We start from the raw sequence: 26,868 nt of genomic DNA, 5'->3' as shown, positions 1-26,868 counted from the left end.
TGGCAGCGGCACCGGCGGCCTCTCATAATTCCTGCCGACACGTGTGACGGAAGCCCGGGGAACCCGCTTGGGGGAGTGGTTCCCGCGAGGGGCCCGCGCGTGAGATTCCGCATTCTTCCTGGGGGGATTCCCTTGTCCGAGCCCGAGAACGAGGGCGCCACCGCCGTACCTCCGGCACCGGCCGCCGTACCGCAGCCCGCCGCCGCACCGCAGCCCGCTGCCGCACCGCAGTCGGCCCCGCGCCGGCTGCCGCGCGCCGTCGGCGTCGCGCTGGCCACCGCCGGCCTGCTCGCCGTCACCGCGGCCAGCGCCGCGGTGACCGTCGCCGTCGGCAAGCCCGCCGCCCGCCCGGCCACGGCCGCCCCCGCCCCGTCGAAGGCCGCCGCGAGCGCGAGCGCCACCGCGAGCGCGACGCCGTCGGCCGCGCCCGTCCCGGTGCCCACCGCCGCCCCGGCCGAACCCGCCCCCGCCAGCACCGTCAAGGGCACCGTCAGCGGCGGCAGGCACGAGGGCGACCTGCGCTACTTCCTGCTCCCCATCCCGGCCGGCGGCGAGTCCTACGGCCCCGTGGACGGGGTGACCATGACCGACGACGACGTCGCCGAGATCTTCGGCAAGCAGGACGGCATCATGGACATCCTCAAGTCCTACGGCTACAAGGGCGGCGCGACCCGGATGTACCGGACCGCCGACGGCAAGGCCGAAGTCACCGTCACCCTGCTGAAGTTCGGCTCCACCGCGATGGCGGGCGACTTCGTCAGGAACTACAAGATCAAGTCGATGGACCCCTTCGACATCGACGGCGACCAGGGCGGCCGCGGCTACCTGAAGACCCCCAAGCAGCAGGCGTACACCGGCTCGATGACCGGCATCTCCAGCCAGGGCGACGTCCAGTACACGATCGACGTCGACGTCAAGGGGACACCCGACAAGGCGCTGCTCAACGAGCTGATGAAGCGCCAGCGCGAGTGGCTCACCACCGGCGGCTGAGCCTGGCCCCGGCCCCGGCCCCGACCGCCCGCCCGACGCCACCTCCTTCCCTTCCTCCTCTGGAGCCACTTCCGTGACCACCGAATCCGCGGAGCCGGTGCCCGCCGCGCCCGCGGCCGCTGTTCCGCCGCCGCCCGCCGCGCCCGCCGCGCCTGCCGTCCCCGCCGAGCCTGCTGCGCCGCTCGCGGCCGAGCCCGCCCCCGCCCCGCGCGCCCCGCGCCGCCCCCGCCCCGTGCTGCTGACCGCCTGCGCCCTGGTGCTGGGCACCCTGGCCGGCGGCGGCGTCGGCTACGCCGTGCAGGCCCAGCGCCCGCCCACGCCGCTGCCGCCGCTCCAGGTCGCCCGCCCGTCGTACCCGGCCGAGACGGTCGACCCGGCCGCCCTCGCCGCCGAGCAGCCCGGGCCGCTCGCCATCGACGGCGACCTGACCAAGCTGCTGGTCGGCGCCCCCGAAGGCAGCACCCCCTGGGCGGACTACCCGGACAAGCCGAGCTGGATCTCGATCGGCGAGGTCGCCGAGCGCAGCGGCAGGTCGGCCGCGATGTTCAAGGACCTCGCCGCGAACGGCTTCCGCCGCGCGGCCGAGGTGGACTGGAAGAAGGACGACGTCCGGTACCGCGTCCAACTGGTCCAGTACACCGCGGACCACGCCGACAACGCGAAGTCCCCCACCTGGCCGCAGACCTTCGCCGAGAACGCCAACGGCGGCTACAAGGTGGACGCCGAGCCCCACCACTGGGCCGAGAGCACCGAGCAGTACTACTACGGCGAGGCCATCGCCAAGCGCGGCTCGCTGCAGATGACGATCGAGGTCTTCGGCACCCAGCCGGTGAACCCCGACACCCTCAAGGACCTCGCCAAGCGGCAGTGGGAGCGGCTCATATGAACGACGACACGATGACCGCGACTCCGGCCGCGGCCGAGGCCCCCGCCGCGCCCGACGCTCCCGCCGCGCCCGAGCCGACGCCCGGGGCCGAGGCCCCCGCCGCGCCGAGCCCCGCCTCCCGCCGCCTGCTGCGCGCCGGCGCCGCGACCGCCGCGGCCGCACTGGTCGGCGTGGCCGTCGGCGTCGGCATCATCAGGACCCAGTACGGCGACGCCCCCGCGCCGGCCACCGCCGCCCCGGCCGCCGCTCCCGTCCCCACCGCGGCCGCCACGCCGTACGGTGCCAAGTCCAACGGCAGCCACTTCGGCTCGCTGCGCGACCTGCTGCTGCCCGTCCCGGCCGGCTACCAGCTGGGCCCGGACGACAGCGGCTACGGCAACGACACCGAGCTGAACCGCGAGCAGCTGTCCGCCGAACTGGACGCCGACCTCCAGCAGCTCCCCAAGGCGAAGCGCGACACGATGCGCTCCTACTGGGAGGGTATGCACGTCAAGGCCACCGGCGTGCGCACCTACCGCGCCGACGGGGACGACCTGGTGATCGGCCTGAAGCTGCGCCAGTTCAACCAGCAGGAAGTGCAGCGGATCAACGAGTACACCGCGGTCTTCACCGGCGACACCGGCCTGTTCCGGGTCGGCCCGGCCGTCCCCGGCCACCCCGAGGCGCACTGCTACCTGATGCCGGCCCCGCCGTCCGCGCCGATCGACTACCTGGAGTGCTCGGCCGCCGAGGGCGACCTCCTGGTGATCATGAGCGCCGAGGGCGTGGCACCACTGCCCAAGGACAGGATCGTCGCCCTCTTCACCCTCCAGCTCGACCGCCTCGCCCGCCCGGGAGCGTCCGCATGACCGACCAGTCCGCCCCGCCGACCGCTCCCCAGGCCGTCGCCGTTCCTGAGGCCGTGGCCGTTCCCGCTACCGAGGACCCCGCCGTCCTCGCGGAGCGGGAGGCCCTCCGCTCCCGCCGCCGCAAGGCCGCGGTGCGCTGGAGCTGCGCGGCCCTGGTGTTCGTCCTCGCCGGCACCGGCACCGCCCTGGCGGTCACCGCGCCCGAGCGCACCGACCTGCCCGGCCTGGCCACCGCGGGCGACGGCCGTTACACCTTCGCGCCGCTGACCCTGCCGCCGCTGCCCGCCGGCAAGAGCGCCCCGGACGACAAGGGCACGTCCCCGCACCACGCGGACCTGCGCCACCTGCTGCTGCCCGCCCCCAAGGAGGCCGGCGGCTCCCTGACCGCACCCGTCTTCCCGGCCCCCACCCTCGGCCCCACCCCCTCGGGATCGCCCACCGCCTCGGGATCGCCCGCCGCCTCCCCGACGGCCCCGGCCCCGGCCGCCACGCCCGCCGCCGCCTCCGCGCCCGGCCGGTGGGTGCCCTGCGACGCGATCGCCGAGGAACAGCAGGACGCGGCCAGGATGCACTCCCTGCTCCTGGAGGAAGCCTGCCGCGCGGCCACCGTCCGGGAGTGGACCGCCTCCGACGGCACCCGCACCCAGATCCGGCTGCTGCGCTTCGGCTCCTTCCGGGAGTCCTGGGAGGCCTTCGGCGCCCTGCGCGCCAAGGCCCGCCCCAAGGCCGCACCCGACACCAGGACCACCCCCCACGACAGCTGGGACACCGTCGACGGCACCAGCCTCACCACCATGGAATCCACCACGGCCGGCCCCAACGGCGCCCCCACCGCCCGCTTCGGCTACCTCTCCGCCTCCGACATCCTCGCCGTCGTCACCATGACCAACCCCGCGGGCGTCCCCGTCACCCCCTTCCGCCAGGTCGTCACCCTCCAGGCGGATCTGCTGGCCTGACCCCGACTCACCCGACCCCACCGGGCCGGCGTCCCCACCCGGGGCGCCGGCCCGCCGTCCGTCCGGGCGCCGGTTCCTGGAACAGGATCGGGATATTTCCCGCACCGGCTCGTGAACGACCCCGCCGTACGGTGATGACGCAGCAGAGACCGGCACGAGACCGGCACCGTCATCCGAACGACCGCAGGAGAACCCATGCGCACGCGCCGCCTCGTCCTCACCGCCGCCGCTGTCACGGCGATCGCCGCCGCCGCGACGGCCTGCGGCCCGGAGAACAGCGACGCGAACCCCGCTCCCGCCGCCACCGCCGCCGCGCCCGCACCGACCACCGCCGCCCCGGCCGGAGCCGCGCCCACGAAGAGCGCCCCGCCCAAGGCCCCCGCCGCCCCGTCCGCCTCCGCCACCTCCGCCGACAAGAGCGGCTACGGCCAGGCCTGCGGCGCCAACGACCTGGTCTTCTCCGCCAAGTCCGAGAGCCAGGGCGGCGGTTACATCCTGATCAGCGCCAAGGCCAAGCCGGGCATCACCTGCACGCTCCCCGGCACCCACCCCGTCATCGCGTTCGGCTCCGGCGGCATCGAGGCCGCGCCCGTCGAGCACGGCACCGCAGAGCCGATCACCCTGAGCGGCGCCAAGACCGCCTACGCGGGCATCATGGCCAAGACCACCAAGGGCAACCAGGCCGTCGAGTTCACCGACGCCATCATCGGCATCGGCAACCCCGACCCGAACCCGGCGAGCGTCCCCGTCGGCCCCACCCCGGTCGACAAGCCGGTCGTCACCAACTGGCACACCCTGCCCAAGGACGCCGTCCCGGTGAACTGACGGTTCGTCATACGACCGCCGCTGAGAGCCGGACGGCAGCGCGAAGCCGGAGACCGGCGGTGCGCTGACGGCGGACTCCGGCACCTTCGGGAGGTCCCGCCCCGGACCCGGAGATCCAGGCCGTGCGCAGGCTCGCCCGCCGCTACGGCGACCAACTGCTCGCCGCCGACGGCAGGTTCGCCGGACTCGCCGCCACGACCGCCCCGCAGCACTGGTCCGAGGACGGCGTCCACCCCACCCGGGCCGGCCACGCCGCACTCGCGACGGCCCGGCTGCGCCTGATCATCTGACGTGCCGTCAGGCGCGCGCCGGGCCGCGTCCTCACTCCTTCAGCCGCGCCGCCACCGGGCGGTGGTCGCTGGGGGTGGCGGGCAGGGTCCAGGTCGCGGTGGCGGCGAGGTCGCGGGTGAGGACGTGGTCGATGCGGGCCAGGGGCAGGGCGGCGGGCCAGCTGAAGCCGAAGCCGGTGCGGGCCGGGGTGAGGCGGTTGGTGAGCGGAGCGAGCGCGCGGTCGTCGGCGGCGGTGTTGAGGTCGCCCAGCAGCAGGACCCGGCGCAGCGGTTCGGCGTCCAGGGCCCGGGCGAGGGCGGCGATGTCGCGGTCGCGGTGGGCGGTGGCGAAGCCGGTGGCGGTCATCCGCACCGAGCCGAGGTGGGCGACGTAGACGGCCAACGGCCCGCCGGGGGTGCGGACTTCGGCCCGCAGGGAGCGGTTCCAGCCCGGGTCGATGACCAGCCGCCGGGACTCCGTCACCGGGTAGCGGCTCCACAGCGCGACGGTGCCGGTGCGGGCGTGGTGGGGCAGCGCCCGGTCCAGCACGCCCCGGTAGGCGGGCAGGGCCGCGTCGGTGACCTCCTCCAGCGCCACCAGGTCCGGACCGGCGGCCAGCAGCGCGCGGGCGGTGCCGGCCGGGTCCGGGTTGGCGGCGTTCACGTTGTGGGTGACCACCGTCAGCCCCGGCCCGCCGGCCCCGCCCGTCGGCGCCCCGCCGGACAGCAGCAGCGGCCCGAACACCACCGCCCACACCACGGCCGGCACCCCGCCCGCGCAGGCCGCCGCCGGTGCCCGGCGCAGCGCCGCGCACAGCAGCACCGCCACCGCCACCAGACCGCTCCACGGCAGGGCGCTCTCCCAAAGACTGCCCAGGCCGAGGCCCAGGTCCGGCACCAGCCGGTGGCCGCCGAGGGCGAGCGCGGTGAGCAGGGCGAGCGCGGCGGGCACGCGCCCGCGCCGCCACGGGGGTACGGCCCGCCACGGGGGCGCGGTCCGTCGCCGGAGTGCGGTGCGCCACTTCGGGACGGTCCGTCGCCAGCGGGCCCGTGGGCCGGTCCCGGCGGGCGTCTCGGAAAGCGGGGGAGCGGTCACGGCACGCCCCCTCACCCTGCGGCGTCCGGCAGCGGCGCCGGGCAGGTCCCGCCCGGCCGGGTGAGCAGTTCGAAGTGCCAGACCTCGTTGGCGTACACCTGGCACAGCCCGTACCGGGCGCCGTGCTGGATCAGCCAGTAGTCGGCGTCGGTCGGGCCGACGTCCACCGCCTTGCCGGTGACGTGCGCGGACTTCTCCGGCGTGTTGACGAACCTCCGGGCCTGCTCCACGCTCCCGTACCGGCTCACCGCCCGGTCCAGCAGCCGCTGCTGGTAGGCCTTGCTGCGCCACCCGGAGGTGACGGTCATCTCGATGCCCTGGGCGCGGGCGTCGTCGGCCGCCCGCTGCAGGGCCTCGCGCAGCGGCCCGTCCAGGTTGCGCACGGCCGGGGCCGCGGTGTCGGAGGGGCGCAGCGTCCGGCCGTCGGGTATCTCCCCGTCCGCCTCGCCGCCGGCCCCCGCCCCCGCCGCGGCGGGCTGGACGGCGACGGTGGCCGCCAGGGAGCGCAGGACGGCCCCGGTGCCCGGCGGGTCGGCGGCGCACGCCCCCGCCCCGGCCAGCACGGCCGCCGCGACGGCGCCCGCGGCCAGCCGCCGCCGTCCGCGCCGCCGCGCCGCCGTGCCGGTCCCCGCGTCCGTCTCCGCGCCCGTCTTCGTCGGGTCCATCCCTGCCTCCCGGTGTGTTCGTCCGTTGCCGGACCATTGGAGGAGGCGCGGTGTTGCGAGGACGTCTGCGCAGGCCGATACGTTTTCGATAGGCCCCATAGGGTCCAATGGGATACGAACGGCGAAGACGGGAGAACAGCGCGTGCGGGTCCTGGTGGTGGAGGACGAGATCTACCTCGCGGAGGCGGTCCAGGCCGGCCTGCGGCTGGAGGCGATCGCCTGCGACATCGTCACCGACGGCGACGCGGCGCTGGAGCGCCTGGCCGTCCACAGCTACGACGTCGTCGTCCTCGACCGCGACATCCCCGGCACCCACGGCGACGACGTCTGCCGCAGCATCGTCCAGCGCGGCCTCGGCTGCCGGGTGCTGATGCTCACCGCCGCCGCCCGCCTGAACGAGAAGGTCGCCGGCTTCGAACTCGGCGCCGACGACTACCTCACCAAGCCCTTCGACCTCGCCGAACTCGTCGTACGGCTGCGCTCGCTGGCCCGCCGCCCGGCCCAGGCCGCCCCGCCCGTCCTGGAGTACGCCGGGCTGCGCCTGGACCCCTTCCGCCGCGAGGTCTACCGCGACGGCCGCTACGTGGGCCTGTCCCGCAAGCAGTTCGCCGTCCTGGAGGTCCTGATGACGGCGCGCGGCGGCGTCATCAGCGCCGAGGACCTGCTGGAACGCGCCTGGGACGAGAACGCCGACCCCTTCACCAACGCCGTCCGCATCACCATCTCCGGCCTGCGCAAACGCCTCGGCGACCCGTGGGCGATCCAGACCGTGCCGGGGGTGGGCTACCGCCTCACCGACCCCGGCGAGGAAGGCACCGCGCGGTGAACGAGCCCCCGACCGCCGAGCCCCCGACCGCCGGGCGCCGTACGGGCGGACGCCGTACGGGAGGCCGCCCGCGCCGCCTGACCGCCCGGATGCGCCTGACCCTCAGCTACACCCTCTTCGCGATCACCGCCGGCGTCCTCTCCCTCGCCGTGGTCTACGTCGGCATGCGCTACGTCCCCAACTACCCCCTCACCTCCTCCAACCCCCGCTACCGCTCCGACGCCCCCTCCCGCCAGGAGATCCTGGACTCCATGCTCGCCGCCAGCGGCTACGCCCTGGCCCTGCTGACCGCCGTCGGCCTGGTCGGCGGCTGGCTGATCGCCGGCCGGGTCCTGCGCCCGCTGCAGGACATCACCGGCGCCGCGCACCGCGCCGCGAGCGGGGCACTGGAACACCGCATCGCCCTCACCGGGCCGCGCGACGAGTTCACCGACCTCTCCGACGCCTTCGACGAGATGCTGGCGCGCCTCCAGCGCTCCTTCGAGGCCCAGCAGCGCTTCGCCGCCAACGCCTCCCACGAACTGCGCACCCCGCTGGCGATCACCCGCACCATCCTCCAGGTCGCCGCCGCCGACCCGGCCGGCCAGGACTGGGGCAGGCTCGTCACCCGACTCCAGGACACCAACCAGCGCGGCATCGAGATCAGCGAGGCCCTGCTCCAGCTCGCCGACCTCGGCCACGCCCCGCCCGACCTCGCCCCCACCGACCTCGCCGCCGCCACCGGGGAGGCACTGGCCGCCGTCCGCGACGAGGCCGCGGCCCACGGCGTCACCCTCACCGCCGACCTGCGCCCCGCCCCGACCACCGGCAACCCCGTCCTGCTGCGCCAGGCGGCCGTCAACCTGCTGCACAACGCGCTGCGGCACAACCTGCCCACCGGCGGGCAGGTCACCGTCGCCACCGGGCCCGACCCCGAGCGGCCCGACCGGGTGCGCCTCACCGTCGTCAACACCGGCCCCCAGCTGACGGCGCAGGCCGTGGCCACCTTCACCGAACCGTTCCTGCGCGGCCGCGGCCGCACCGCCGAAACGGACCCGGCCCGCCGCGGCCACGGCCTGGGCCTGGCGATCGTCGCCGCCGTCACCGACGCCCACCACGGCGAACTCCACCTCGCCCCCGCCCCGGCCGGCGGCCTGCGCGCGACCCTCACCCTGCCGGGCGGCGCGGCCGAGGACCGGCAGCCGTCCTGACGGACCGCTGCCGGCCCCGGCCCCGGTCCCCGGCACCGCCCGCGACGACCCGGCCGGGACGGGGGTCGACACGGTCGTGCCTGTGCCCGGTTCCGGACGACCCGGACGCCGTCGCCGCCCGCCTCGATCCGCAGGGTGGGCGCGTGCGGCCACGAGCCGCCGGTCGCGCGTATGCCCCGGCCCGCCCGGCGGTGGCGGTCGCGCCCCTGGCATCAGTCGGGCCGTCGCGGGTGGTGGTGAAGCGGCTGCGGTACTCGGTCGGTGTGGTGCCCAGGTGGCGGGCGAAGGCGCGGCGCAGCGTCTCGTCGCTGCCCGGACACCACGTTCGGCAACGTCAAGGCGGACGTCCTCGAGCACTTCGTGCCGGGCTTCGAGCGTGGCGACTTCGTGGAGGTGATCCTGGGTTCCGACTGGGCCGAGTGAGCCGGGTCGAAGCCCCTGGAGGGGCGGCATCGCCCGGCCGACGTCGCCCGTCCGGACCGGACCGGGGGAGCGGCTTCGCCTGCGGCCCGGGAGCTCGGATCCTCACCGTCGCGGCGGGAGAGGCCCTTGCCGCCCCGGAACACCCCGGGGCGGCACCGAATCGTCTTGCCGCGACGGCGGAGGACGGCGATGCTGGGCCGATGCCAGGTCAGCGGAAGCACAAGCGCCGGCGACCGGAGGGGGCCGGTCGGGCGGCCGCCCGCTTCGCGCCGGAGGCGGGCCACTGGGAAGTGCGGTTCGAGACCCACGACGAGGCGCAGTGGCACGCACACATCCGCCGCCTCCGGGCGTCGGACCCACAGATCGACTGGACGGCCGTACGGATGGACCACTTCTGCGGCCGCCTGACGCAGCCGACCTGGTACCGGCTCAGCCTCTTCGTCCCGAACCCCGCCCCGGATCCGGACCAGACCTCCGCCGGCAGCTGAGCTCCCGCCAGCCGGCTCCGAGTCACCCGAGGACGAACGGCACCCGTTCCCCGAGCGCCCCCAGCGCGGCCCGCTCGGCCTCGCTCGGGGCCCGCCGCCCGGTGCCGACCAGCAGCGCGTCCGCGTCGGACAGGGCGGCCGGGAACGGGGCCCCGGCGATCCGCTCCAGCAGCCGCCGCGCCGCGGCCGTCCCCTCGGCGGGCGGGCCGGGCACGTGCGGCAGGTGCGCGACCAGGTCCAGGTGGTGCAGCGTCCACTCCAGCACGTACGCGTCCAGGTAGTCGGCGGCGGTCAGCACCTGGCCCTGGGTGGCCACCCGCAGGCGCGGGTCGGCGAGGTCGGCGGCCCGGCCCGCCGCGGAGCCGACGTCGTCCAGGTGGAAGCGCAGCAGTGCCGGGTCCCCGTACGCGGCGGCCAGCCGTACGGTCAGCGCGGCCAGCGGGTCCCGCCCGTCCGGCGGCTCCCGGTGGACCTCCCAGTACGACGCGGCATCGCGGGTCGGCTCCTCCGGGGACGGGGTCACCAGCGTGATCAGCACGTCCTGCGCGTCGATCACCAGATGGCACACCAGATCCCGCACCAACCAGCCCGCACACCCCGACGGCTGCGCGAAGTCCTCGTCCGCAAGCCCGTCCACCGCCGCCCGCAACGCCACCCACGACCGCCCGAAGAGCCCCACCCCCGCAAGCTACCACCACGGCCCCGACGTCCCCTCCCGCCGCCGCAGCACGAGAAGTCGGGCCCGCCGGCTTCCCATCCCGACCTCCGTGCGAGCGCTCCACCCCTTCGCCGGAGGTGCCGTCCGCCCGGCGCGAGAAGTCGGCTGGGCCGACTTCCTGGTCCGCTGCGTACGGGTGCCGCAGCTGGGGGGTGGTTGGTGGGGGACGTCGGGTCGGTCGGCCCCGAGGCCGTCGCGAAGATCACCGGAGCCCACCTCGTCCCGCTGGTCCGCGCCGGGGCCCGCCTCGGACGCGGTCAGCTCGTCGAACGCCCCGAAGACCTCGCAGCGTGAACGTGCTCAGCTGACACAGTGGAGGCCGAAGCGCAGAACCGCACGGAGGACCCACACGCCCATGCCGAACCCACTCGACGCTCCAGACGCGGTGTCAGCCGCGGCTGAACCCCTGGAGGAACTGCTCGACGACTGCAACTGGGGGGTGTCGTCCATAGGCCTGTTGCATGTGGTCCCCGTGTCCGGGGTGACACCCGGTGATGACTGGCTGAAGGATCTCGCTCAAGCCGTGTGCCACCCGGGGGCCAGTGGACACCGGAGAGGACCGGCGGTCGTCCCGTTCGAGTCACCAGAGGCCTGGCGGGACGTATTCCGCCGACAGGTGGTCGACGGGTTCATGCACTCCGCCCCGAGGTCCTCGGACCCCGACGTGCGCACGCCCGCTGAGATCCGGGGGGCAGGCGAACTCGCCGACAGCGTCGCCGACCTCATCGAAGCGCATCTGGGGCCCGTCCGAAGCGCCGGCGACGTCAGCGGCCCGTACCTGGGAGACGACATCTGGTGCCGCAACCTGCTGCTGGTCACCGACGACTGGGCCACCATCCTGCATCTCGGCTTCTCCGACTGACCGGGCACGTCCCCGCCGGCTTCCGTCCGGGGGAGCCGGCCCGCCCTGTTCCAGCAGGGCCGGTCAGTCGGCCGACCGCTCCCCGGGGCGGTCCGCCGGCCCGTCCGCCGCGACCGGCAGGAGGCCGCGCTCGCCGAACACCTTCTTGGCGACGAAGGTGGCGTTGAGGGCCTTCGGGAAACCGCAGTAGGCGGCGGAGTGCAGCAGCGCCTCGACGATCTCCTGCGGCGTCAGCCCGACGTTCAGCGAGGCGTTGACGTGGACCTCCAGCTGCGGCTCGCACCCGCCGAGCGCGGTGAGCATGCCCAGGGTGACCAACTGCCGCTCGCGCGGCGGCAGTCCGGGGCGGTTGTAGATCTCCCCGAAGCCCCAGGCCACGATCTGGTGCCCGAGCTCGGGGCTGATGTCGCCCAGTGCGTCCACCACCCGCCGCCCGGCCTCGCCGTCGATGCGGTCGAGCACCTCCAACCCGTGCGTGAAGCGCTCCCGGCGGACCTCGGCCTCGTTCGCGGACATGCTCATCTGCGCTGCTCCTGTCCCGTCTCCCGGCCGCCGACCACCGGCGGCCCGACCCACGGCAGAAACCGTAGGACTTGGAGTGCACTCGAACGCAAGCCCGCCACGCCGCCCCGCCTTCGCAGGAAGATCTGCGGTCCAACCCCCCTGAAATGGCATCACTGTGCCCTATCCGGGCCGAAAGATTTCCTGTGGCCAAACCGCCCGAAGGGATGGCCCCTACGAGCCCCCCTGCACGGCGGGCGGGTAGCCGCGGGCGCGGACGAGGTCGTGGGCGAGCCGGGTGAAGGCGCGCGCGGCGGCGCCGCGGTAGGCGCCCTCGCGGTGCAGGAGGGCGACGGTGCGGGTGGGCAGGGGCGGGTCGAGGGGGACGGGGGTGAGGTGGGGGTGGTCGTGGGTGACGGCGTCGGGCAGGACGGTGGCCAGGCCGGTGCGCCGGACGATCTCGGTGAGGGCCTGGACGGAGTTGGCCTCGACCACGATGCGCGGGACGGCCCGGTGGCGGGCGAAGTAGGCGTCGACGTGCCCGCGGGTGGCGAACCCGCCGGTGAGCAGGGCGAGTTGTTCGTCCTGGAGGGCGTGGACGGGTAGCGGTGCGGGCATCGTCCGGGCGCGCTCCGCGCCGGTGACGAGGCTGAGGGTCTCGGTGAACAGAGCGGTGGCGGTGATGCCGGGCAGGTGGTCGCCGGCGAAGGCGATGCCGAGGTCGAGGTCGTCGGCGAGCAGGGCCGCCTCGATGCGGTCCTGGGTCGTCTCCGTCAGGGTGAGGCCGACGCCGGGGTGGCGGGCGTGGAGTTCGGCGGTGAGCGGCCCGACCAGGTAGGCGGTGAAGGTGGGGGTGACGCCCAGGCGCAGGTGGCCGCGGGAGAGGTCCTGGACGTCGTGGACGGCGCGTTCGGCGGCGGCCAGGTCGCGCAGCGCGCGCCGGGCGTGCTCGGTGTAGACGGCGCCGGCGTCGGTGAGCCGCACCGTGCGGCCGGTGCGGTCCAGCAGCTGCACGCCCAGGGTCCTCTCCAGCTGCTTGACCTGCTGGGAGAGCGTGGGCTGCGAGATGTGCAGCTCCTCGGCGGCGCGGGTGAAGTTGCCGTGCTCGGCCACGGCGAGCAGGTAGCGCAGGTGGCGCAGTTCGAGAAGGGCCATGGACGCGACTATAGACGCGACCAATAGCTTCCATGGCCAACAGCTCTTGGACACTATAAGAGCAGGTCATGCATGGTGGATCTCACCAGCCCGCAGGGGCCGGCCGCCACCCGAAGGGAGTGACCATGCAGGACCTCGCCGCCGGCGTCGCCCGTTTCCAGCGGGACGTCTTCCCGGCCAAGGCGGAGCTCTTCGCCCACCTGGCCACGCACCACACCCCCGACACCCTGTTCATCAGCTGCTCCGACGCCCGCGTCGTGCCCGAGCTGATCACCGGCACCGAGCCGGGCGACCTGTTCGTCATCCGCACCGCCGGCAACCTGGTGCCCGCGCACCGCCCCGAGGCCGACGGGGTGGCGGCGAGCATCGAGTACGCCGTCGCCGCCCTGGGCGTGGAGGACATCGTCGTCTGCGGTCACTCCGCCTGCGGTGCGATGACCGCCCTCGCCGAGGGCCACGACCTCAGCGGTGCCCCGGCGGTCGCCACCTGGCTGCGGCACGCGGACGCCTCCCTGGCCCGCACCGCCGCCGACGGCGGCGTCCCCGCGCTGGTGCGGCAGAACGTGCTCGCCCAGCTGGCCAACCTGGCCACCCACCCCTCGGTCGCCCGCGCCCTGGCGGAGCGGAAGGTCGCCCTGCACGGGTGGGTCTACGACATCCCCACCGGCCGCGTCGAGGACCTGACCGCCGCCGGCCGCGCCCTCGCGGCCTGACCCGCCACCGACGCGTGCCGCTTCACCCCGCCCCCTGCCCGTGAAGCGGCCGGCCCCTGAGAAACCCCGAAGCCCGAAACCCGGGAGACCCCGGAAACCCGAAAGGACGTACCGACCATGGTGCAGGCACAGTTCACCCGGACCGCCCGCGAGGCCCTGGCCGCCGAGGCCGTGGAGGCCAAGACCCGTAAGGACCTCTCCTGGAAGCGGATCGCCGAGGCCTCCGGCCTGTCGGTGGCCTTCACCACCGCCGCCGTCCTCGGCCAGCACCCGCTGCCGCAGAAGTCCGCCGAGGCCGTGGCCGAACTGCTGGGCCTGGACGAGGACGCGGCGCTGCTGCTCCAGACCATCCCGGTCCGCGGCTCGATGCCCGACCGCGTCCCGACCGACCCGACCATGTACCGCTTCTACGAGATGCTCCAGGTCTACGGCACCACCCTCAAGGCCCTGGTCCACGAGGAGTTCGGCGACGGCATCATCTCCGCGATCAACTTCAGGCTCGACGTGAAGAAGGTCGCCGACCCCGAGGGCGGCGAGCGCGCCGTCATCACCCTGGACGGCAAGTACCTGCCGACCAAGCCCTTCTGAGTCGCCCTCCGGCGGGGCGGGGAGCCGGTGGCCGGCTTCCCGCCCCGCCGGGCCGCGCGTGCGGGGGTCAGGCGCGGTGGTACTGGACGGGGGAGGTGACCTCGCCGCCGAGTTCGGCGGCGGCGTGGCGGGCCCAATAGGGGTCGCGCAGCAGTTCACGGCCGATCAGGACGGCGTCGGCGCGGCCGTCGGCGAGCACGGCCTGGGCCTGGGCGGGGTCGGTGATCAGGCCGACGGCGGCCACCGGCAGGTCGGTCTCGCGGCGCACGGCCTCGGCGAAGGGCACCTGGAAGCCGGGCGCGGCCTCGATCCGGGCGTCGGGCACGACGCCGCCGGTGGAGACGTCGAGCAGGTCGACGCCGTGGGCCTGGAGCTCCTTGGCGAGGCGGACGGTGTCCTGGGAGGTCCACCCCTCGCGGCCGTCCTGCGGGTCCTCGGTGAGCCAGTCGGTCGCGGAGACGCGGAAGAAGACCGGCAGGTCCTCGGGCCACACCGAGCGGACGGCGTCGACGACCTCCAGCGCGAAGCGGATGCGCCCCTCGAAGGAGCCGCCGTAGCCGTCGGTGCGGTGGTTGGCCGCGGGGGAGAGGAACTGGTGGACCAGGTAGCCGTGGGCGCCGTGGACCTCGGCGACCTGGAAGCCGGCGTCCAGCGCGCGCCGGGCGGCGTCGGCGAACTGCCCCACGATCCGGCGGATCTGCTCCTCGGTCAGCTCGTCGGGCGTGGTGTGGTCGGGGGAGAAGGCCTCGGCGCTGGGGCCGACCGGGGTCCAGCCGTGCTCCTCGCCCGGGGCGAGGGGGCGCCCGCGGTCGACCCAGGTGCGCTCGGTGGAGGCCTTGCGGCCGGCGTGGGCGAGCTGGATCGCGGGGACGGTGCCCTGGCTCTTCAGGAAGGAGGTGATCCGGCGGAAGGCCGCGGCCTGCTCGTCGTTCCAGATGCCGAGGTCGTACGGGCTGATGCGCCCCTCGGGGCTGACCGCGGTGGCCTCCGTGATGATCAGCCCGGTGCCGCCGGCGGCGCGGGCCGCGAGGTGGGTGAAGTGCCAGTCGGTCGGGACGCCGGCCGCCTCCCCGTCCGGGGCGGCGCTGTACTGGCACATCGCCGGCATCCAGATCCGGTTGGAGACGGTCAGGGACCGCAGGGTGAGGGGCGCGAAGAGAGAGGTGCTCATGTCGGTCGGACTCCCGGGGGGTCGGCTGGCGCCGGGCGAAAGGGTGAGTGAGCATGCAACTTTTGCAGCTGCATTTACATTCACGAACAATAGTTGCGCACGCAGGCATTCGCAAGGGTGCTCCGCCCGCACGCCCTCCCACCTGCGACAATCCCTTCCATGATCGATCCCGCAGCCGCCGGCACCCCGACCACCCCGACCGCCCCCCTCACCGTCGCCGCCGCCGCGATCATCCGGGACGGCCGGCTCCTGGTCGTCAGCAAGCAGGCCGCCCCCGACGTCTACTACCTCCCCGGCGGCAAGCCCGACCCCGGCGAGGACGCCCTCCAGGCACTGGCCCGCGAACTGGGCGAGGAACTCGGCGCGGCCCCGGTCGACCCCCGCCACCTCACCGACATCCGCGCCACCGCCGCCCTCGAAGACGTGCCCATGCTGATGACCGTCTTCACCGCCGGCCTCGACCGCGAGCCCGCCCCCGCCGCCGAACTCGCCGACCTGCGCTGGACCGACGGCCGCGAGGACACCCTGCGCCTGGCCCCCGCCGTCCGCGACCACCTCCTGCCCCTGCTGCGCGAACGCGGCGACCTGGCCTGAGGGGGCGAGACTCCGGGCCGGCGGAAAACCCGCCGGTCCAGGCCGCCGAGCCCGAGACACTCGCCCACCGGCACCGCACTGACCGCACCGCCCTCCCGGGCCCCGCACCCCGCCTGCCCGGGCTTCGGCTACGGCAACGGCCACCCCGCGCCCGTCCTCACGGAGCCGGGAACGCCCGCCGCCGGGGAGCGCCGCGCAGGGCGAACCCGCCTGCAACGAGCGCGGGTCGACGCCCCGCAACGCCGGACGGCGCCGCCCGGGGGGACCGGGCGGCGCCGTCGAGGCGGGCGAGGCGAGCTGCCGTACGAGCCGACCGGCCGTCAGCGCGCCGTCTGCGGCACGCGCTGGGCCGGGACGGCGCCGCGGGTGGCGCGCGGGGCGGAGGCGGCCGCCGGGGAGGCACCGAGGGCGGTGCCCCGGGTCTCCTCGGCCCACAGGACGCAGACCAGCAGGCCGAGGGCGGTGGTCCCGGCGGCGATCAGCATGGTCGGACCGGTGCCCAGCCCGGTCAGCGACAGCGGCAGCAGGTAGGTGCCGACGGCCGCGCCGATCCGGCTGACCGAGGTGGCCACGCCCACGGCGGTGGCCCGGATCTCGGTCGGGAACAGCTCGTTGGGGTACGTCCAGTCGAGCACGTTGGGCCCGCCGCACAGGAAGGCGTACGCGCACAGCGCCAGCAGCGCGACCGCCGCCGGGGCGGTGGGCCACACGCCCAGCAGCGCCAGCGGGACGGTCATCAGCGCGAACGACCAGATGATGACGGGCCGACGGCCGCGGGTGTCGATCAGGCGCAGCGCCGGGTAGCAGCCGAGCAGGAAGACCAGGCTGATCAGACCGGTGCCGAGGGTCTCCATCACGGTGCCGCCCGGCATGCCGAAGGAGGAGAGGATCTGCGGGCCGAAGGTGAGCATCGCGAACAGCGGGCCGACCTGGCACAGGAAGAACAGGCCGCAGAACAGGGTGCGGCGCCGGTAGGGCTGGGTCATCAGCAGGCGCAGTCCGGCGGGGCGGCCGGGCTCGGCCGGATCGGGCATCAGCTCCCGGCCGTCGACCCGGACCCCGAGGTGCTTCTCCACCACGCGCACCGCGTCGCCGACCCGCCCGTTGGCGGCCAGCCAGCGCGGCGACTCCGGCGAGCCGCGCCGGATCACCAGGAACACCACGCACAGCACCGTGGAACTCGCCAGCATCCAGCGCCAGCTGCCCGGACCGGCCAGCTCCAGGAACAGGTAGCCCACCACGTAGGCGAGCACGGAGCCGGCGTACCAGGCGACGATCTGCTGCCCCAGCAGCCGGCCGCGCTTCCTGGCGGGCAGCCACTCGGCGAGCAGCGAGGTGGCGATGGGGTAGTCGGCGGCCACGGCCATGCCGAGCACGAAGCGCAGCACGGCGATCGCCCACACCGCGTCCACCCAGAAGGAGAGCACCGAGCAGGCGACCATCACGAGCAGGTCGGCGGTGTACATCACCTCCCGGCCGATCCGGTCGGTCAGCACGCCGAAGAGCGCGCCGCCGACGAACATCCCGACCAGGGCGGCGGCGCCGATCAGGCTGACCTCGGCGGTGGACAGCCCGAGGTCGGGACGCATCCCGATCAGGGCGACGCCGACGATGCTCAGGATGTAGCCGTCGAGCAGCGGGCCGCCCGAACAGGCCAGGGCCAGCCGGCGGTGGAACGCGGTATACGGGGCGTTGTCGATGGTCTGGGACATGTGCTGGGGGTCCTCCGGAGCGTACGGCGCGCACTGCGCACCGTGCGCCGGGTAGACGGCAGGGGAAAGCGCCGCCCACCTCGGACGGCGCCATCGCCCGGTCACAACGGGCGACCGTCCACGGTTGCCCCGGTCCCACGGGGCCGCCACCGGGCCGAAGGTCGACCGGATTCACGACCAAGGTCCCGAAGCGGACAGGCCCTTCGCCCGTGTCCGGGCGGCGCCCGCCCAGTCCTGCCGGGGGCACCCGCCGTCGACGCCCGGGAGAGTGCGCCGGGCGTGACCCTTGTCACCCGAGGGCCCTGACGGCCCCTGAACTGTGACCCGTTCCACACCCGGCCGGTTCCCGTCCGTACGGGCGCGGGCGCGCTGCGTCACCCGCAACGGCCGCCGCGGCGCCGTGACGGGGCCCCGGAACGCGCCGTGACGGGCCCCGCGTCGGTTCTCCGTCAGGGCGCCAGGCCCAGCCGGGCGAGGCCCAAGTCCAGCGCCGCCTCCAGGTGGTCGGCGGAGCCGGTCGTCAGGAGGATCAGCACCCCGCCCTGCACCCCGGCCAGCAGCGCCGCAGCCTCCCGCTCGGCGTCCACTCCGGGGGCGAGCGCCCCGTCGTCCCGCAGGTGGCGGATGCCGGCGGCGAGCTGGCGCTGCCACTGCCCCAGCAGCTCGGCGGCCACCGCCCGGCCCGCGCCGGCGGCCGTACCGGCGGCCGCGCCCAGCTGGGACAGCGCCACGTGCAGCGGACAGCTGACCCCCCGCGCGCGGTAGCGGGCCAGCACCTTGTCGCGCCACCGCCACCAGGCCTCCCGGGAGGTGAGGGCGCCCAGCTCGGGCTGCTGGTCCTCCAGCACCCGGGCCGCCTCGAAGCGGGCCACGGCCAGCAGCAGTTCGTCCTTCCCGCCGGGGAAGTAGTGGAACAGCTGGCTCTTGCTGGTGGAGGTGCGGGCCATCACGTCCTCCAGGCGCAGCGCGAACACGCCCTCCGCACGGATCTCCTGGGCCGCACCCTCGACGATGCGCTGCCTGGTCGCGGCGCCCTTGCGGGTCGGCGGCAGGTGCTCCCGCACCGCGGTCACGGCAGCAGCACCAGCTTGCCGGTGGTGCGCCGGGACTCCAGGTCCGCGTGCGCCCGGGCCGCCTCGGCCAGCGGGTAGCGGCCGGTGACCCGCGCGGTGAGCCGGCCCGCCAGGACGAGGTCGAACAGCTCGCCGGTGCGCCGCACCAGCGCCTCGCGGGTGGGGACGTGGTGGTGCACCACCGGGTACGTCAGCAGGATGCTGTTCGGCAGGTCGGTGGGCCGCAGCTCGGGCACGCCCATGAAGGGGCCGTAGTAGGCGTGCACCCCGTGCGGGCGCAGGGACAGCTGGGAGGAGCGGAAGGTGTCGGAGCCGCCGCCGTCGTAGACGACGTCGGCCCCGCGTCCGCCGGTCAGCTCCCGGATCCGGTCCTCGAAGCCGCCGCCGGAGTGGACCAGCACGTGGTCGGCGCCGGCCTCCCGCGCGACCGCGGCCTTCTCCTCGCGGGAGACCAGGCCGATCACGTCGCCGCCGCGCGCCTTGACCAGCTGGGTCAGCAGCCGGCCGACCCCGCCCGCCGCCGCGTGCACCACCGCGGTGTCGCCCGGCGCGATCGGGTAGGTCTCGGTGCTCAGGTGGCCGGCGGTCAGGCCCTGCATCAGCAGGCCGCCCGCGACCTCGTCCGGCACCCCGTCGGGCACCTTGACCAGCGAGGCGGCCGGGACGGCGAGCAACTCGGCGTAGCTGCCCGGGTGGTAGAACCAGGCCACCCGGTCGCCGACGGCGAACCCGTCCACGCCCTCACCGAGGGCGGTGACGTAGCCCATGCCCTCGGCGCCCAGCACCGCCGGCGCCGCCCAGCCCGGGCCGCCCACGGCGCGGGCGCCGACGTCCATGTAGTTGACCCCGGCGGCGCCCAGGCGCACCAGCGCCTCGCCGGGGCCGGGGACCGGGTCCGGCAGCTCGGTCCAGCGCATGACCTCGGGGCCGCCGTGCTCCTCGATCCGGATCGCGTGCATGGGTGACACCTTCCTGTACGGGCCCGTCCGGGCCTGTGCGGGCCCGTCCGAGCGGGAAGAGGGGGGAACGGGAAGCACGGTAGGCAGCCGAAAATGGACCCACAAGTCCAGAAATCCTTACGGCCAGGGGATGGTCGCCCGTCACCCCGCGGCCAGCGGCACGGCGACGTCCGCGACGTGCTCCCGCGCGGCGGCCGCCGCCCGGTCCGGGTGGTACACCTCCCGGTTCGGCCCGCCCCGCCGGTACCCGCGGGCGGCGACCCAGGCACCCACCGCGTCATGGGCGGCGGCCGTCGCGGCGAAGCCCCGCCGGGGCAGGGCGGTGTACGCCTCGCGGTGCGCGGGCTCGATGCGCACCCCGAACGGCCCGTGCGGCCCGACCGCGCCCGGGGTGGGGGCGCAGACCTCCACCAGGGCGTCGCAGTCCTCGCCGACCAGCCCGTGGTAGACCGCGAACAGCGGCCCGGACAGGCACGCGTCCACCTCCCGCAGCCGCCCGAGCAGCAGCCCGGACGCCTCGGCGAGGAAGGCGGGCAGGGCGGCGGCGTCCACGTGCCGGCGCACGAACAGGACGTACTGCTCGGGCACGTCGCGCTCGGCGATCTCGAACACGGTGGTGCTCCTTCCGGCCACGACCTCCCGGGCGTAGCCCACCGCCTCCCGGCGGGCCGCGTGCTCGGCCTCCCGCTCCCGCCAGTACGCCAGCAGCTCCCGCTCGCCCGCGCCGGCGTCGTGCTCGGCCGCGTCCAGCACCACGGCGATCCGCGCCGGCGGCAGCCCGGCCGCGCGCAGCAGCGCGATCCGCCGGGCCCGCTCGACCTGCGCCGGGCCGTAGCGGCGCACCCCGGTGCGCGGGTCGACCAGGGCGGGCGGCAGCAGTCCCCGCTCGCCGTAGAGCCGCAGGGCCTTGAGGCCGAGCCCGGTCCGGGCGGCGAGTTCGCCGATGGTGATCACGTTCTCCTGCACGCCGCCCACTGTGCCCCCTGCCCCAGGGGCAGGGGCAAGCCGCACCTCCGCACGGCGGGGAGCGGCTCTCCCGCCGGATCCGCGCGCCTGTTCGCGGCGCCGAGCGGAGTGGTGCACCGGGCCGCGGACCCGAGCCCGACGGGCGGGCGGCCGGAACCGGTACCGGGCCAGCGCGCCGCGTTCGGGCGGCACGTCACGCCGGCAGCCAGGACGGCCGCTGCCGGCGGGGCCGGACGGCGGGCCCGCCCGGGCCGAGCAGGGCGCGCAGCCGGTTGGCCTCGGGGGAGCCGAGGGAGGCCAGGATGTCGTAGGCCTCCGACCGGCACGCCCGGGCCGCGCCCCCGTTCCCGTTCCCACTGCCGTCCCCGTTCCCGCTCCCGTCCCCGCTCCCGTCGCGGTCGGCGAGCGCGTCGCCGAGCGCCGCCAGGGCCAGGCCGCGCCCGCGGCGGTCGCCGTCGAGCGTGAGCACCTCGACCGCCCGGTGGGCCGCCGCCACCGCCTCCTCGCCGCGGCCCAGGGCGCGCAGCGACTCGGCGAGCCGTAGCAGCGTACGGCCGGTGCGGCGGCGGTCGTCCGGGCGCAGCAGGGAGAGGGCGTTGCGGTGGTGGCGCAGGGCCTGCTCGAACTCGCCGCGGGCGTGGGCGATCGTCCCCATCGAGTCCAGGGCGAGCGCCTGGAGCTCGTGGTCGGCGAGCCGGTGGCAGATCAGCAGGGACCGGTCGACGACGCGCACCGCCGCGTCGAAGCGGCCGAGTTCGGTGAACGCGCAGGCCAGGTCGACCAGGTCGGCCGCCACCGAGCGCTGGTCGCCGAGCCGCTCCCAGGCCGAGACCGCCGCGGCGAAGCCGCCGACCGCGTCGCCCGGCCGGCCGACCTGGACGAACAGGGCGGCCAGCGAGGCGTGGGCCAGGGCGAGCAGCGGCCCCGGCAGGCCGTGGGCGGTGCACAGGTCGCGGGCCTCCGACAGCTCGGCGAGGGCCGCGGGTTCGGCGCCGACCTCGGTCAGCAGCCGGCCGAGCACCAGGCGGGCCCTGACCTCGGCCGCCCGGTCACCCTCCAGGACGGCGGCCCGGAGCAGGACCTCGGCCGCGTGCCCGAGCGGGCGGGTGGCCTGACCGGTGTCGCACAACAGGGCGCAGCCGAGCAGGAGTTCGGCCGCCAGGCCGAGCCGGGGCGGCTCGGGGAGAGCGGCGTACTGGCCGACCAGCGCGCCGATGCCGCGGAAGTCGACGCGACCGTGCGGTGCCCCGGCTTCGGCCCCGGCCTTGGCCCGTCCCTCGCCCCGCCCGTCGACGCCCGGCCCGTCGCCGCCCAGCGCGGCGCGGGCGGCCGACGGGCCGAGCGCCGCGACGGTCTCGCCGTGACGGCGGACGAGCAGGCGGGTCAGCACGGCGGCCGGGGAATCCTCCCCCGACCCCGACCCCGGGGCCGGCTGCGGGGCGAGCTGCCGGGCGAAGGCCCGCAGCAGGTCGTGGTACCGGTAGCGGTCCGGTGGCGCGGTCTCCAGCATCGAGCAGTCCACCAGCGACTCGGCCAGCTCCTCCGCCTCCTCCTCGGGCAGGCCGAGCACGGCCGCGACCGCGCCCGGCGACAGGTCCGGCACCTCCGGCACCGCCAACAGCCGGAAGGCGCGCGCCTGTTCGGCCGTCAGCCGGTCGTAGCCGAAGCGGAACGCCGACTCGACGGCAAGGTCCCCGGCGCGCAGCACGTCCAGCCGGCGCCCGGTGCCGGACAGCTTGTCGAGCAGCCGGGCCACCGTCCAGCCCGGCCGGCAGGCCAGGCGCGCGGCGAGGATGCGCACGGCCAGCGGGAGGTGGCCGCAGAGCCGCACGAGTTCCGCGGCCGCCGCCTCCTCTGCCCGCAGCCGCTGCGCGCCGATCACCCGGCCGAGCAGGACGAGGGCCTCCCGCGGGGTGAAGGCGGCGAGTTCGACGACGTGCGCGTTGGGCAGCGAGCCGAGCCTGGCCCGGCTGGTGACGAGCACGGCGCTGCCGGGCCGGCCCGGCAGCAGCGGCCTGACCTGCTCGGCGTCCCGGGCGTTGTCGAGGACCAGCAGCACCCTCCGGCCGGAGAGCAACGAGCGCCACTGGGCGGAGCGTTCGGCGTGTCCGGGGGCCAGCGCGTGCGCGGGCACGCCGAGGGCGCGCAGAAGGGTGCCCACCGCCTCCTCGGGCCGGGTCGGGCGGCCGTCGGCCCCGTGCAGGTCGAGGTAGAGCTGGCCGTCGGGGAAGTCGGCGGCCAGCTCGTGCGCGACGTGGACGGCCAGCGCCGTCTTGCCCACGCCTCCCAAGCCCGACACGGTCGCCACCGGAACGGTGCCGGGGGCGAGCAGGACGCCGCGCAGCACCTCGGTCTGCGCCTCGCGGCCGGTGAAGTCGGCGAGATCGGAAGGGACTTGGGCGGGCCGTTCCGCCGCCTGGCGCGGCGGATCGTCCGGGCCGTCCGGACCGTCCGGGCCGTCCGGATCGTCCGGAGGGCCCTGGTGCGGGGGAGGGGCCTGGAGGGGCAGGCGGGCCGAGGCGCCGGGCCGGTGCGGATCGGATCGGGCCGGTACGGATCGGGACGGTGCGGACCGGGACGGCACGGGCGCCACCAGGGCGGCGTCGGCCGCCAGGATCCGGCGCTGCAACTCGCGCAGACCCGGCCCCGCGCTGACGCCGAGCAGCTCACGCAGCCGCCGGTCCGCCGCGCGGTACACGCCCAGGGCCTCGGCCTGCCGGCCGGTCCGGTAGAGGGCGAGCATCAGCAGTTCGGAGAACCGTTCCCTGAGCGGGTGTTCGGCCACGACCGCGGTCAGTTCGGCGACGGCCCCGCCGGGCGGCCCGGCCTCGACCTCGGCCTCCAGGCACGACTCCAGGACGGCCACCCGGCGTTCGGCCCACTCGCCGCGCTGCCGCTCGGCGTAGGGGCCGGGCAGCGCGGTCATCGGCTCGCCCCGCCACAGCCCCAGCACCGAGCGGAACACCGCGGCGGCGCGGGCGTGCTCCCCGCCGTCGAGGAGTCTGCGCGCCGCGTCGAGGAGCTCCTCGACCCGGTGGGTGTCCAGCGCCCCGGGGTCCACGGCGAGCAGGTAGCCCCCTCTGAGCGTGGTCAGTACGGCGGGCCCCAGGGCGCGGCGCAGGCGGTGGACGTACGTCCGGACCACGGTGGCGGACCCGGCGGGCGGCTCCTCGCCCCACAGGTCGTCGACCAGCTGACCGGTCGACACCGGGTGGTCGGCCCTCAGCAGCAGCGCGAGCAGCAGGCTGCGCTGCTGCGGTGATCCGAGCGCGATCTCGCCGCCGTCCCGCCACCCCCGCAGCGGCCCCAGCACCGAGAACCGTAAACCACCCACCGGCCTTCCCCCTCCGTCTGCGAACGATCCCCCGGGCGCATGCTATCCACCGCGCCGCCCCAGGCCGGGGGCGACGCGCCGGGCGCCCGATCGCCCCGCCTCGCCCCCGCCTCGCCCCCGCCTCGCCTCGCCGAGGCGCGCCGCCGGCCCGCGCCCCGCTGCCCGTCCACCGCCTGTCGACACGTTGTCGACCTCCTGTTGACAGGTGCCGCACAGGCTTGGGGCAGGACGACCGCACCGATGCGGTCGGAGAACGAGAGGAACGGACCCATGGCGATACGGAAGGCTCTGACGCGTACGGCCCTGGCCGCGGCCGGCGTCGCCGGGCTGCTCGCGACGGCCGCCCCGGCCGGCGCGACCACCGTGGACCAGAACCCCGCGCAGGCGCAGACGTTGAGCGCGGCACGCAGCACCCAGGTCTCGGTCGTCAACTGGACGGGCTGCCAGCTGCGCCTGCAGAACACCTGGCTGGACCACGGCATCTGGACGTCGGCTCCGGACGCCGTCATCAACGACGGGAACACCGGCCGCTGGCAGTCCGAGAGCAACGGCTTCCTGACCGGCACCGAGGGCCACGTCATCTACGACGCCGAGAACTGCGGGAACCCCGGGCTCAACGGCAAGCGCGTCCAGCTCCACTGGAACAACCCGTACGCCGGCAGCAACGGCTACGACTCCGCGGGTTCCGACCCGATGTTCCGGTTCGCGATGAGCGGGGGCAGCGGCAACAACGCCGCCGCGTACTGGACGATCACCGGCCCCTGACCGACGGCCGGCCTGGTGAACGGGCGCCTCACGGAACACCGTTGAACGGCGGGCCGTGACGCGCGGCCGGTGATGTGCCGGCAGTGGTGTGCGGCGGCGGTTCCCCACCCCTGGGGCCGCCGCCGCGTCCCCGCGGCCCGTCGTGGGGGTCGATGCCGTTGGCGGGCGAACCCGCCCTCGATCACGTCAGGCGCTTCCCCGGGCCGTACGGCGGGCCTGGTGCCGGGCGGCGGTGACGACGAGGGAGACGTTCTGCCCGCCGAATCCGAAGGAGTTGCTGAGCACGGCCTCCTGGGGGACGTCCCGGCGCGTGGCGACGACGTCGAGATCGATGTCGGGCCCGACGCCGGCCGCGGTGAGGTTGCGGGTCGGCGGGATGACGCCGTGTTCCACGCTGAGGACGGCGATGAGTGCCTCGATCGCGCCGGCCGCGCCGAAGAGGTGGCCGAGTGCCGCCTTGGGGGCCGTCACGGTGGCGCGGCCGAAGACCTCCCTGATCGCGTGTGCCTCGGCGGTGTCGCCGGCCGGTGTTCCGGTGGCGTGGGCGTTGACGTGGCCGATCCGCCCGGGAGCCAGGCCGGCCTGGGCGAGGGCCTTGCGCATGGCGCGGACCTGCCCGGAGCCGTCCGGGGCGGGGGCCGTGATGTGGTGGGCGTCGGCGGCGATGCCGGCCCCCGCCAGCACCGCGTGGACGTGCGCGCCGCGGCGGGCGGCGTGCTCGGCGCTTTCGAGCACCACGACGGCGGCGCCCTCACTGAGGACGAATCCGCTGCGGTCCGCGGCGAACGGCCGGGACGCGGAGGCGGGTTCGGCGGTGTATCGCGACAGCGCCTGCGCCTGGACGAAGCCGGCGACGGTGATCGGGGTGATCGCGGCCTCGGTCCCGCCCGCGATGACCACGTCCGCCTCCCCGGCGCGGATGAGCCTGGCGCCCAGGGCGATCGCCTCGGCGCCGGAGGAGCACGCCGAGACCGGCGTGTAGGACCCGGCCCGCGCGCCGTACTCGATGCTGATCAGCGCCGCCGCCGCGTTGGGCATGAGCATCGGCACCGTACGCGGCGAGACGCGCCGCCTGCCGGCCGTCTCCAGGGCGTCGTCCTCCTTCAGCAGCGTCCCCACGCCCCCGATGCCCGTGCCGACCGCCGACGCGAGCCGGTCCGGGTCCACCGGCGGGGCGCCGGCGTCCGCCCAGGCCTCGGCCGCCGCGACGAGGGCCGCCTGCTGCGAGCGGTCGAGCCGCCTGGCCCGCACCGGCGGCAGCGACCGGGCGGGGTCGACCGCCATCGTCCCGGCGGCGGTGTCGGGAAGGCCGGCGTCCTGGTGGCCGCGCAGGGCGCCGCCGCGGATGCCCGACTCGCCGGCCAGCAGGGCCTTCCAGGTGGACTCCACGTCCGCCCCGAGTGGTGTGATCGCGCCGAGTCCGGTCACGACGACCTCGGTCCGGTGCATGCCCTTCCGCCTTTCTTGTATGCCATACAAGCGAACGGGCTAGTTGTATCACATACAATTCGGGGGTGGAGAAGAAGCGAACCGAAGCCCGATCGACACCGGCCCGGTCGACGACGCCCGCCCGGTCGGCCGGTGTCTCCTCGCGCGACCGCGGTCGCGCGACGAGGCGTCAGCTGATCGAGGCGACCGCACGGCTCTGCAAGGAGCGTCCCGGCGCGGAGGTCAGCGTCGCGGAGATCGCGAACGCGGCGGGCGTCTTCCCCAACCAGGTCACGTACTACTTCGGCTCCAAGGACTCGCTGCTCGTGCACGCCGCCTTCCTCGGCCTGCTGCACGACGCCCGGCGGATCGAGCGCATCGGCCGCCAAGCCCTCGACGCGGCGACGTTCCGGCGCAACATCGCCCGCGCCGTCCTCGCCATGCCCTCGCTCCCGTCGGTCGCGCGGGCACTCGCCGCCGGGATCTCCAAGCCCGAACTCGCCCCCGTGGTCGACCGGCACCTCCAGCTGCTGTTCCGGCAGTCCGAGCGCTTCGTGGGCCAGCTGCTCGACGCCCGCGGCTGGGAGGCCCGTCGACCGCTCGACGTGGAGACCAGGACGTTCTGGAGCACCGCGCTCGGCGCGGTGCTGCTCGTCCGCGCGGGGGCGAACGGCACCGTCGCCGACCTCGACCTCGCCGGAGCGCTGACCATCCACGACGAATCCGGGCGCGGCGACTGAACCCGGGTCGAACGACGTCCGTGCGCTCCGCCTGACGGTCGGCGGGAGGGCCTCGGATCAGTGCAGGCCGGATCGCCGGGCCGGATCGCCGGGCCGGACACGGCGGCGGGCGCCCGCTCGGGTCGAG

The 26,868-nt window shown here is 75.6% G+C and carries 27 protein-coding genes and 1 pseudogene; 16 read left to right on the top strand and 12 right to left on the bottom strand.

The annotated features are described in order from the left end of the window. Window positions 1-132: 132 nt before the first annotated feature. From ACZ7RU_RS12410 to ACZ7RU_RS12385, 6 genes are all read left to right on the top strand, one after another. Window positions 133-990 (top strand): hypothetical protein, encoded by an 858-nt coding sequence (locus ACZ7RU_RS12410; protein ID WP_470340851.1) that lies wholly within the window; start codon window positions 133-135, stop codon window positions 988-990. A gap of 73 nt (window positions 991-1,063) precedes the next feature. Then, window positions 1,064-1,876, top strand: coding sequence for a hypothetical protein (locus ACZ7RU_RS12405; protein WP_470340850.1), 813 nt, complete (start codon window positions 1,064-1,066; stop codon window positions 1,874-1,876). After that, complete coding sequence (locus tag ACZ7RU_RS12400; RefSeq protein WP_470340849.1) at window positions 1,873-2,724, top strand: hypothetical protein; 852 nt, start codon at window positions 1,873-1,875, stop codon at window positions 2,722-2,724. The genes ACZ7RU_RS12405 and ACZ7RU_RS12400 overlap by 4 nt, the downstream gene beginning before the upstream one ends. Next, the gene (locus ACZ7RU_RS12395; protein ID WP_470340848.1) at window positions 2,721-3,680 is read left to right on the top strand and encodes a hypothetical protein; all 960 of its coding nucleotides are present in this window, start codon (window positions 2,721-2,723) and stop codon (window positions 3,678-3,680) included. The genes ACZ7RU_RS12400 and ACZ7RU_RS12395 overlap by 4 nt, the downstream gene beginning before the upstream one ends. A gap of 195 nt (window positions 3,681-3,875) precedes the next feature. Next, window positions 3,876-4,505 carry a DUF4232 domain-containing protein gene (locus ACZ7RU_RS12390; protein WP_470340847.1) on the top strand — a complete coding sequence of 210 codons (630 nt, stop codon included), beginning with the start codon at window positions 3,876-3,878 and terminating at the stop codon, window positions 4,503-4,505. A gap of 122 nt (window positions 4,506-4,627) precedes the next feature. Continuing rightward, window positions 4,628-4,795 (top strand): hypothetical protein, encoded by a 168-nt coding sequence (locus tag ACZ7RU_RS12385; protein WP_470340846.1) that lies wholly within the window; start codon window positions 4,628-4,630, stop codon window positions 4,793-4,795. Between the two features lie 31 nt (window positions 4,796-4,826). Here ACZ7RU_RS12385 and ACZ7RU_RS12380 read toward each other — a convergent pair whose 3' ends face one another. Continuing rightward, a complete protein-coding gene (locus tag ACZ7RU_RS12380) occupies window positions 4,827-5,726 on the bottom strand; it encodes an endonuclease/exonuclease/phosphatase family protein (RefSeq protein ID WP_470340845.1) in 900 nt (299 codons plus the stop codon). Window positions 5,727-5,881: 155 nt separating this feature from the next. Next, window positions 5,882-6,535 (bottom strand): M15 family metallopeptidase, encoded by a 654-nt coding sequence (locus tag ACZ7RU_RS12375; RefSeq protein ID WP_470340844.1) that lies wholly within the window; start codon window positions 6,533-6,535, stop codon window positions 5,882-5,884. 142 nt (window positions 6,536-6,677) lie between these two features. Here ACZ7RU_RS12375 and ACZ7RU_RS12370 point away from each other — a divergent pair, with 142 nt between their 5' ends. The 4 genes and pseudogenes from ACZ7RU_RS12370 to ACZ7RU_RS12355 all read left to right on the top strand — a co-directional run bounded on the left by ACZ7RU_RS12370 (window position 6,678) and on the right by ACZ7RU_RS12355 (window position 9,462). Further along, window positions 6,678-7,361, top strand: coding sequence for a response regulator transcription factor (locus ACZ7RU_RS12370; RefSeq protein WP_470340843.1), 684 nt, complete (start codon window positions 6,678-6,680; stop codon window positions 7,359-7,361). Further along, the gene (locus tag ACZ7RU_RS12365) at window positions 7,358-8,551 is read left to right on the top strand and encodes a sensor histidine kinase (RefSeq protein WP_470340842.1); all 1,194 of its coding nucleotides are present in this window, start codon (window positions 7,358-7,360) and stop codon (window positions 8,549-8,551) included. Before ACZ7RU_RS12370 ends, ACZ7RU_RS12365 begins: the two co-directional genes overlap by 4 nt. Window positions 8,552-8,863: 312 nt before the next feature. Continuing rightward, window positions 8,864-8,974 (top strand): annotated as a pseudogene (locus tag ACZ7RU_RS12360) (HD domain-containing protein); the annotation flags it as partial. A 200-nt stretch (window positions 8,975-9,174) separates the two neighbouring features. Further along, on the top strand, window positions 9,175-9,462 hold the full coding sequence (locus ACZ7RU_RS12355; protein ID WP_470340841.1) for a hypothetical protein: 288 nt from the start codon (window positions 9,175-9,177) through the stop codon (window positions 9,460-9,462). Between the two features lie 22 nt (window positions 9,463-9,484). Here ACZ7RU_RS12355 and ACZ7RU_RS12350 read toward each other — a convergent pair whose 3' ends face one another. Next, window positions 9,485-10,141 carry a maleylpyruvate isomerase N-terminal domain-containing protein gene (locus ACZ7RU_RS12350; RefSeq protein WP_470340840.1) on the bottom strand — a complete coding sequence of 219 codons (657 nt, stop codon included), beginning with the start codon at window positions 10,139-10,141 and terminating at the stop codon, window positions 9,485-9,487. A 394-nt stretch (window positions 10,142-10,535) separates the two neighbouring features. On the opposite strand from ACZ7RU_RS12350, the gene ACZ7RU_RS12345 reads away from it, so the two are divergent. Continuing rightward, window positions 10,536-11,042: a hypothetical protein gene (locus tag ACZ7RU_RS12345; RefSeq protein ID WP_470340839.1), complete on the top strand. Its 507-nt coding sequence runs from the start codon at window positions 10,536-10,538 to the stop codon at window positions 11,040-11,042. Between the two features lie 63 nt (window positions 11,043-11,105). Here the strand turns inward: ACZ7RU_RS12345 and ACZ7RU_RS12340 are convergent, their stop codons facing one another. Continuing rightward, the gene (locus tag ACZ7RU_RS12340; protein WP_470340955.1) at window positions 11,106-11,558 is read right to left on the bottom strand and encodes a carboxymuconolactone decarboxylase family protein; all 453 of its coding nucleotides are present in this window, start codon (window positions 11,556-11,558) and stop codon (window positions 11,106-11,108) included. 219 nt (window positions 11,559-11,777) lie between these two features. Further along, window positions 11,778-12,698 carry a transcriptional regulator CynR gene (cynR, locus tag ACZ7RU_RS12335; RefSeq protein WP_470340838.1) on the bottom strand — a complete coding sequence of 307 codons (921 nt, stop codon included), beginning with the start codon at window positions 12,696-12,698 and terminating at the stop codon, window positions 11,778-11,780. A gap of 125 nt (window positions 12,699-12,823) precedes the next feature. Here cynR and ACZ7RU_RS12330 point away from each other — a divergent pair, with 125 nt between their 5' ends. Together ACZ7RU_RS12330 and cynS are read left to right on the top strand one after the other, a co-directional pair. Next, window positions 12,824-13,411 (top strand): carbonic anhydrase, encoded by a 588-nt coding sequence (locus tag ACZ7RU_RS12330; protein ID WP_470340837.1) that lies wholly within the window; start codon window positions 12,824-12,826, stop codon window positions 13,409-13,411. 117 nt (window positions 13,412-13,528) lie between these two features. Further along, a complete protein-coding gene (gene cynS / locus ACZ7RU_RS12325; protein ID WP_470340836.1) occupies window positions 13,529-13,999 on the top strand; it encodes a cyanase in 471 nt (156 codons plus the stop codon). Between the two features lie 67 nt (window positions 14,000-14,066). On the opposite strand, the gene ACZ7RU_RS12320 is transcribed toward cynS, so the two are convergent. Next, window positions 14,067-15,170, bottom strand: coding sequence for an NADH:flavin oxidoreductase/NADH oxidase (locus ACZ7RU_RS12320; RefSeq protein ID WP_470340835.1), 1,104 nt, complete (start codon window positions 15,168-15,170; stop codon window positions 14,067-14,069). 159 nt (window positions 15,171-15,329) lie between these two features. Here ACZ7RU_RS12320 and ACZ7RU_RS12315 point away from each other — a divergent pair, with 159 nt between their 5' ends. Further along, complete coding sequence (locus ACZ7RU_RS12315) at window positions 15,330-15,764, top strand: NUDIX hydrolase (protein ID WP_470340834.1); 435 nt, start codon at window positions 15,330-15,332, stop codon at window positions 15,762-15,764. Between the two features lie 320 nt (window positions 15,765-16,084). On the opposite strand, the gene ACZ7RU_RS12310 is transcribed toward ACZ7RU_RS12315, so the two are convergent. From ACZ7RU_RS12310 to ACZ7RU_RS12290, 5 genes are all read right to left on the bottom strand, one after another. After that, window positions 16,085-17,476 carry an MFS transporter gene (locus tag ACZ7RU_RS12310; RefSeq protein ID WP_470340833.1) on the bottom strand — a complete coding sequence of 464 codons (1,392 nt, stop codon included), beginning with the start codon at window positions 17,474-17,476 and terminating at the stop codon, window positions 16,085-16,087. Window positions 17,477-17,925: 449 nt separating this feature from the next. Further along, window positions 17,926-18,528: a TetR/AcrR family transcriptional regulator gene (locus ACZ7RU_RS12305; RefSeq protein ID WP_470340954.1), complete on the bottom strand. Its 603-nt coding sequence runs from the start codon at window positions 18,526-18,528 to the stop codon at window positions 17,926-17,928. A gap of 17 nt (window positions 18,529-18,545) precedes the next feature. Beyond that, entirely contained in the window at window positions 18,546-19,508 is a 963-nt protein-coding gene (locus ACZ7RU_RS12300; protein ID WP_470340832.1) for a quinone oxidoreductase family protein, read from the bottom strand. A gap of 141 nt (window positions 19,509-19,649) precedes the next feature. After that, on the bottom strand, window positions 19,650-20,474 hold the full coding sequence (locus ACZ7RU_RS12295; RefSeq protein ID WP_470340831.1) for a MerR family transcriptional regulator: 825 nt from the start codon (window positions 20,472-20,474) through the stop codon (window positions 19,650-19,652). Between the two features lie 193 nt (window positions 20,475-20,667). Then, on the bottom strand, window positions 20,668-23,808 hold the full coding sequence (locus ACZ7RU_RS12290) for an AfsR/SARP family transcriptional regulator (protein ID WP_470340830.1): 3,141 nt from the start codon (window positions 23,806-23,808) through the stop codon (window positions 20,668-20,670). Window positions 23,809-24,078: 270 nt separating this feature from the next. On the opposite strand from ACZ7RU_RS12290, the gene ACZ7RU_RS12285 reads away from it, so the two are divergent. Further along, complete coding sequence (locus ACZ7RU_RS12285; protein WP_470340829.1) at window positions 24,079-24,573, top strand: aegerolysin family protein; 495 nt, start codon at window positions 24,079-24,081, stop codon at window positions 24,571-24,573. A gap of 186 nt (window positions 24,574-24,759) precedes the next feature. On the opposite strand, the gene ACZ7RU_RS12280 is transcribed toward ACZ7RU_RS12285, so the two are convergent. Further along, the gene (locus ACZ7RU_RS12280; RefSeq protein ID WP_470340828.1) at window positions 24,760-26,022 is read right to left on the bottom strand and encodes a beta-ketoacyl-[acyl-carrier-protein] synthase family protein; all 1,263 of its coding nucleotides are present in this window, start codon (window positions 26,020-26,022) and stop codon (window positions 24,760-24,762) included. A 65-nt stretch (window positions 26,023-26,087) separates the two neighbouring features. Between ACZ7RU_RS12280 and ACZ7RU_RS12275 the strand changes: the two genes are divergently transcribed. Further along, window positions 26,088-26,741, top strand: coding sequence for a TetR/AcrR family transcriptional regulator C-terminal domain-containing protein (locus ACZ7RU_RS12275; protein ID WP_470340827.1), 654 nt, complete (start codon window positions 26,088-26,090; stop codon window positions 26,739-26,741). Window positions 26,742-26,868: the final 127 nt, after the last annotated feature.

It is taken from the genome of Kitasatospora sp. NPDC114501 (genome assembly GCF_055633695.1).
This window is presented reverse-complemented; position numbering and strand designations above follow the sequence as displayed.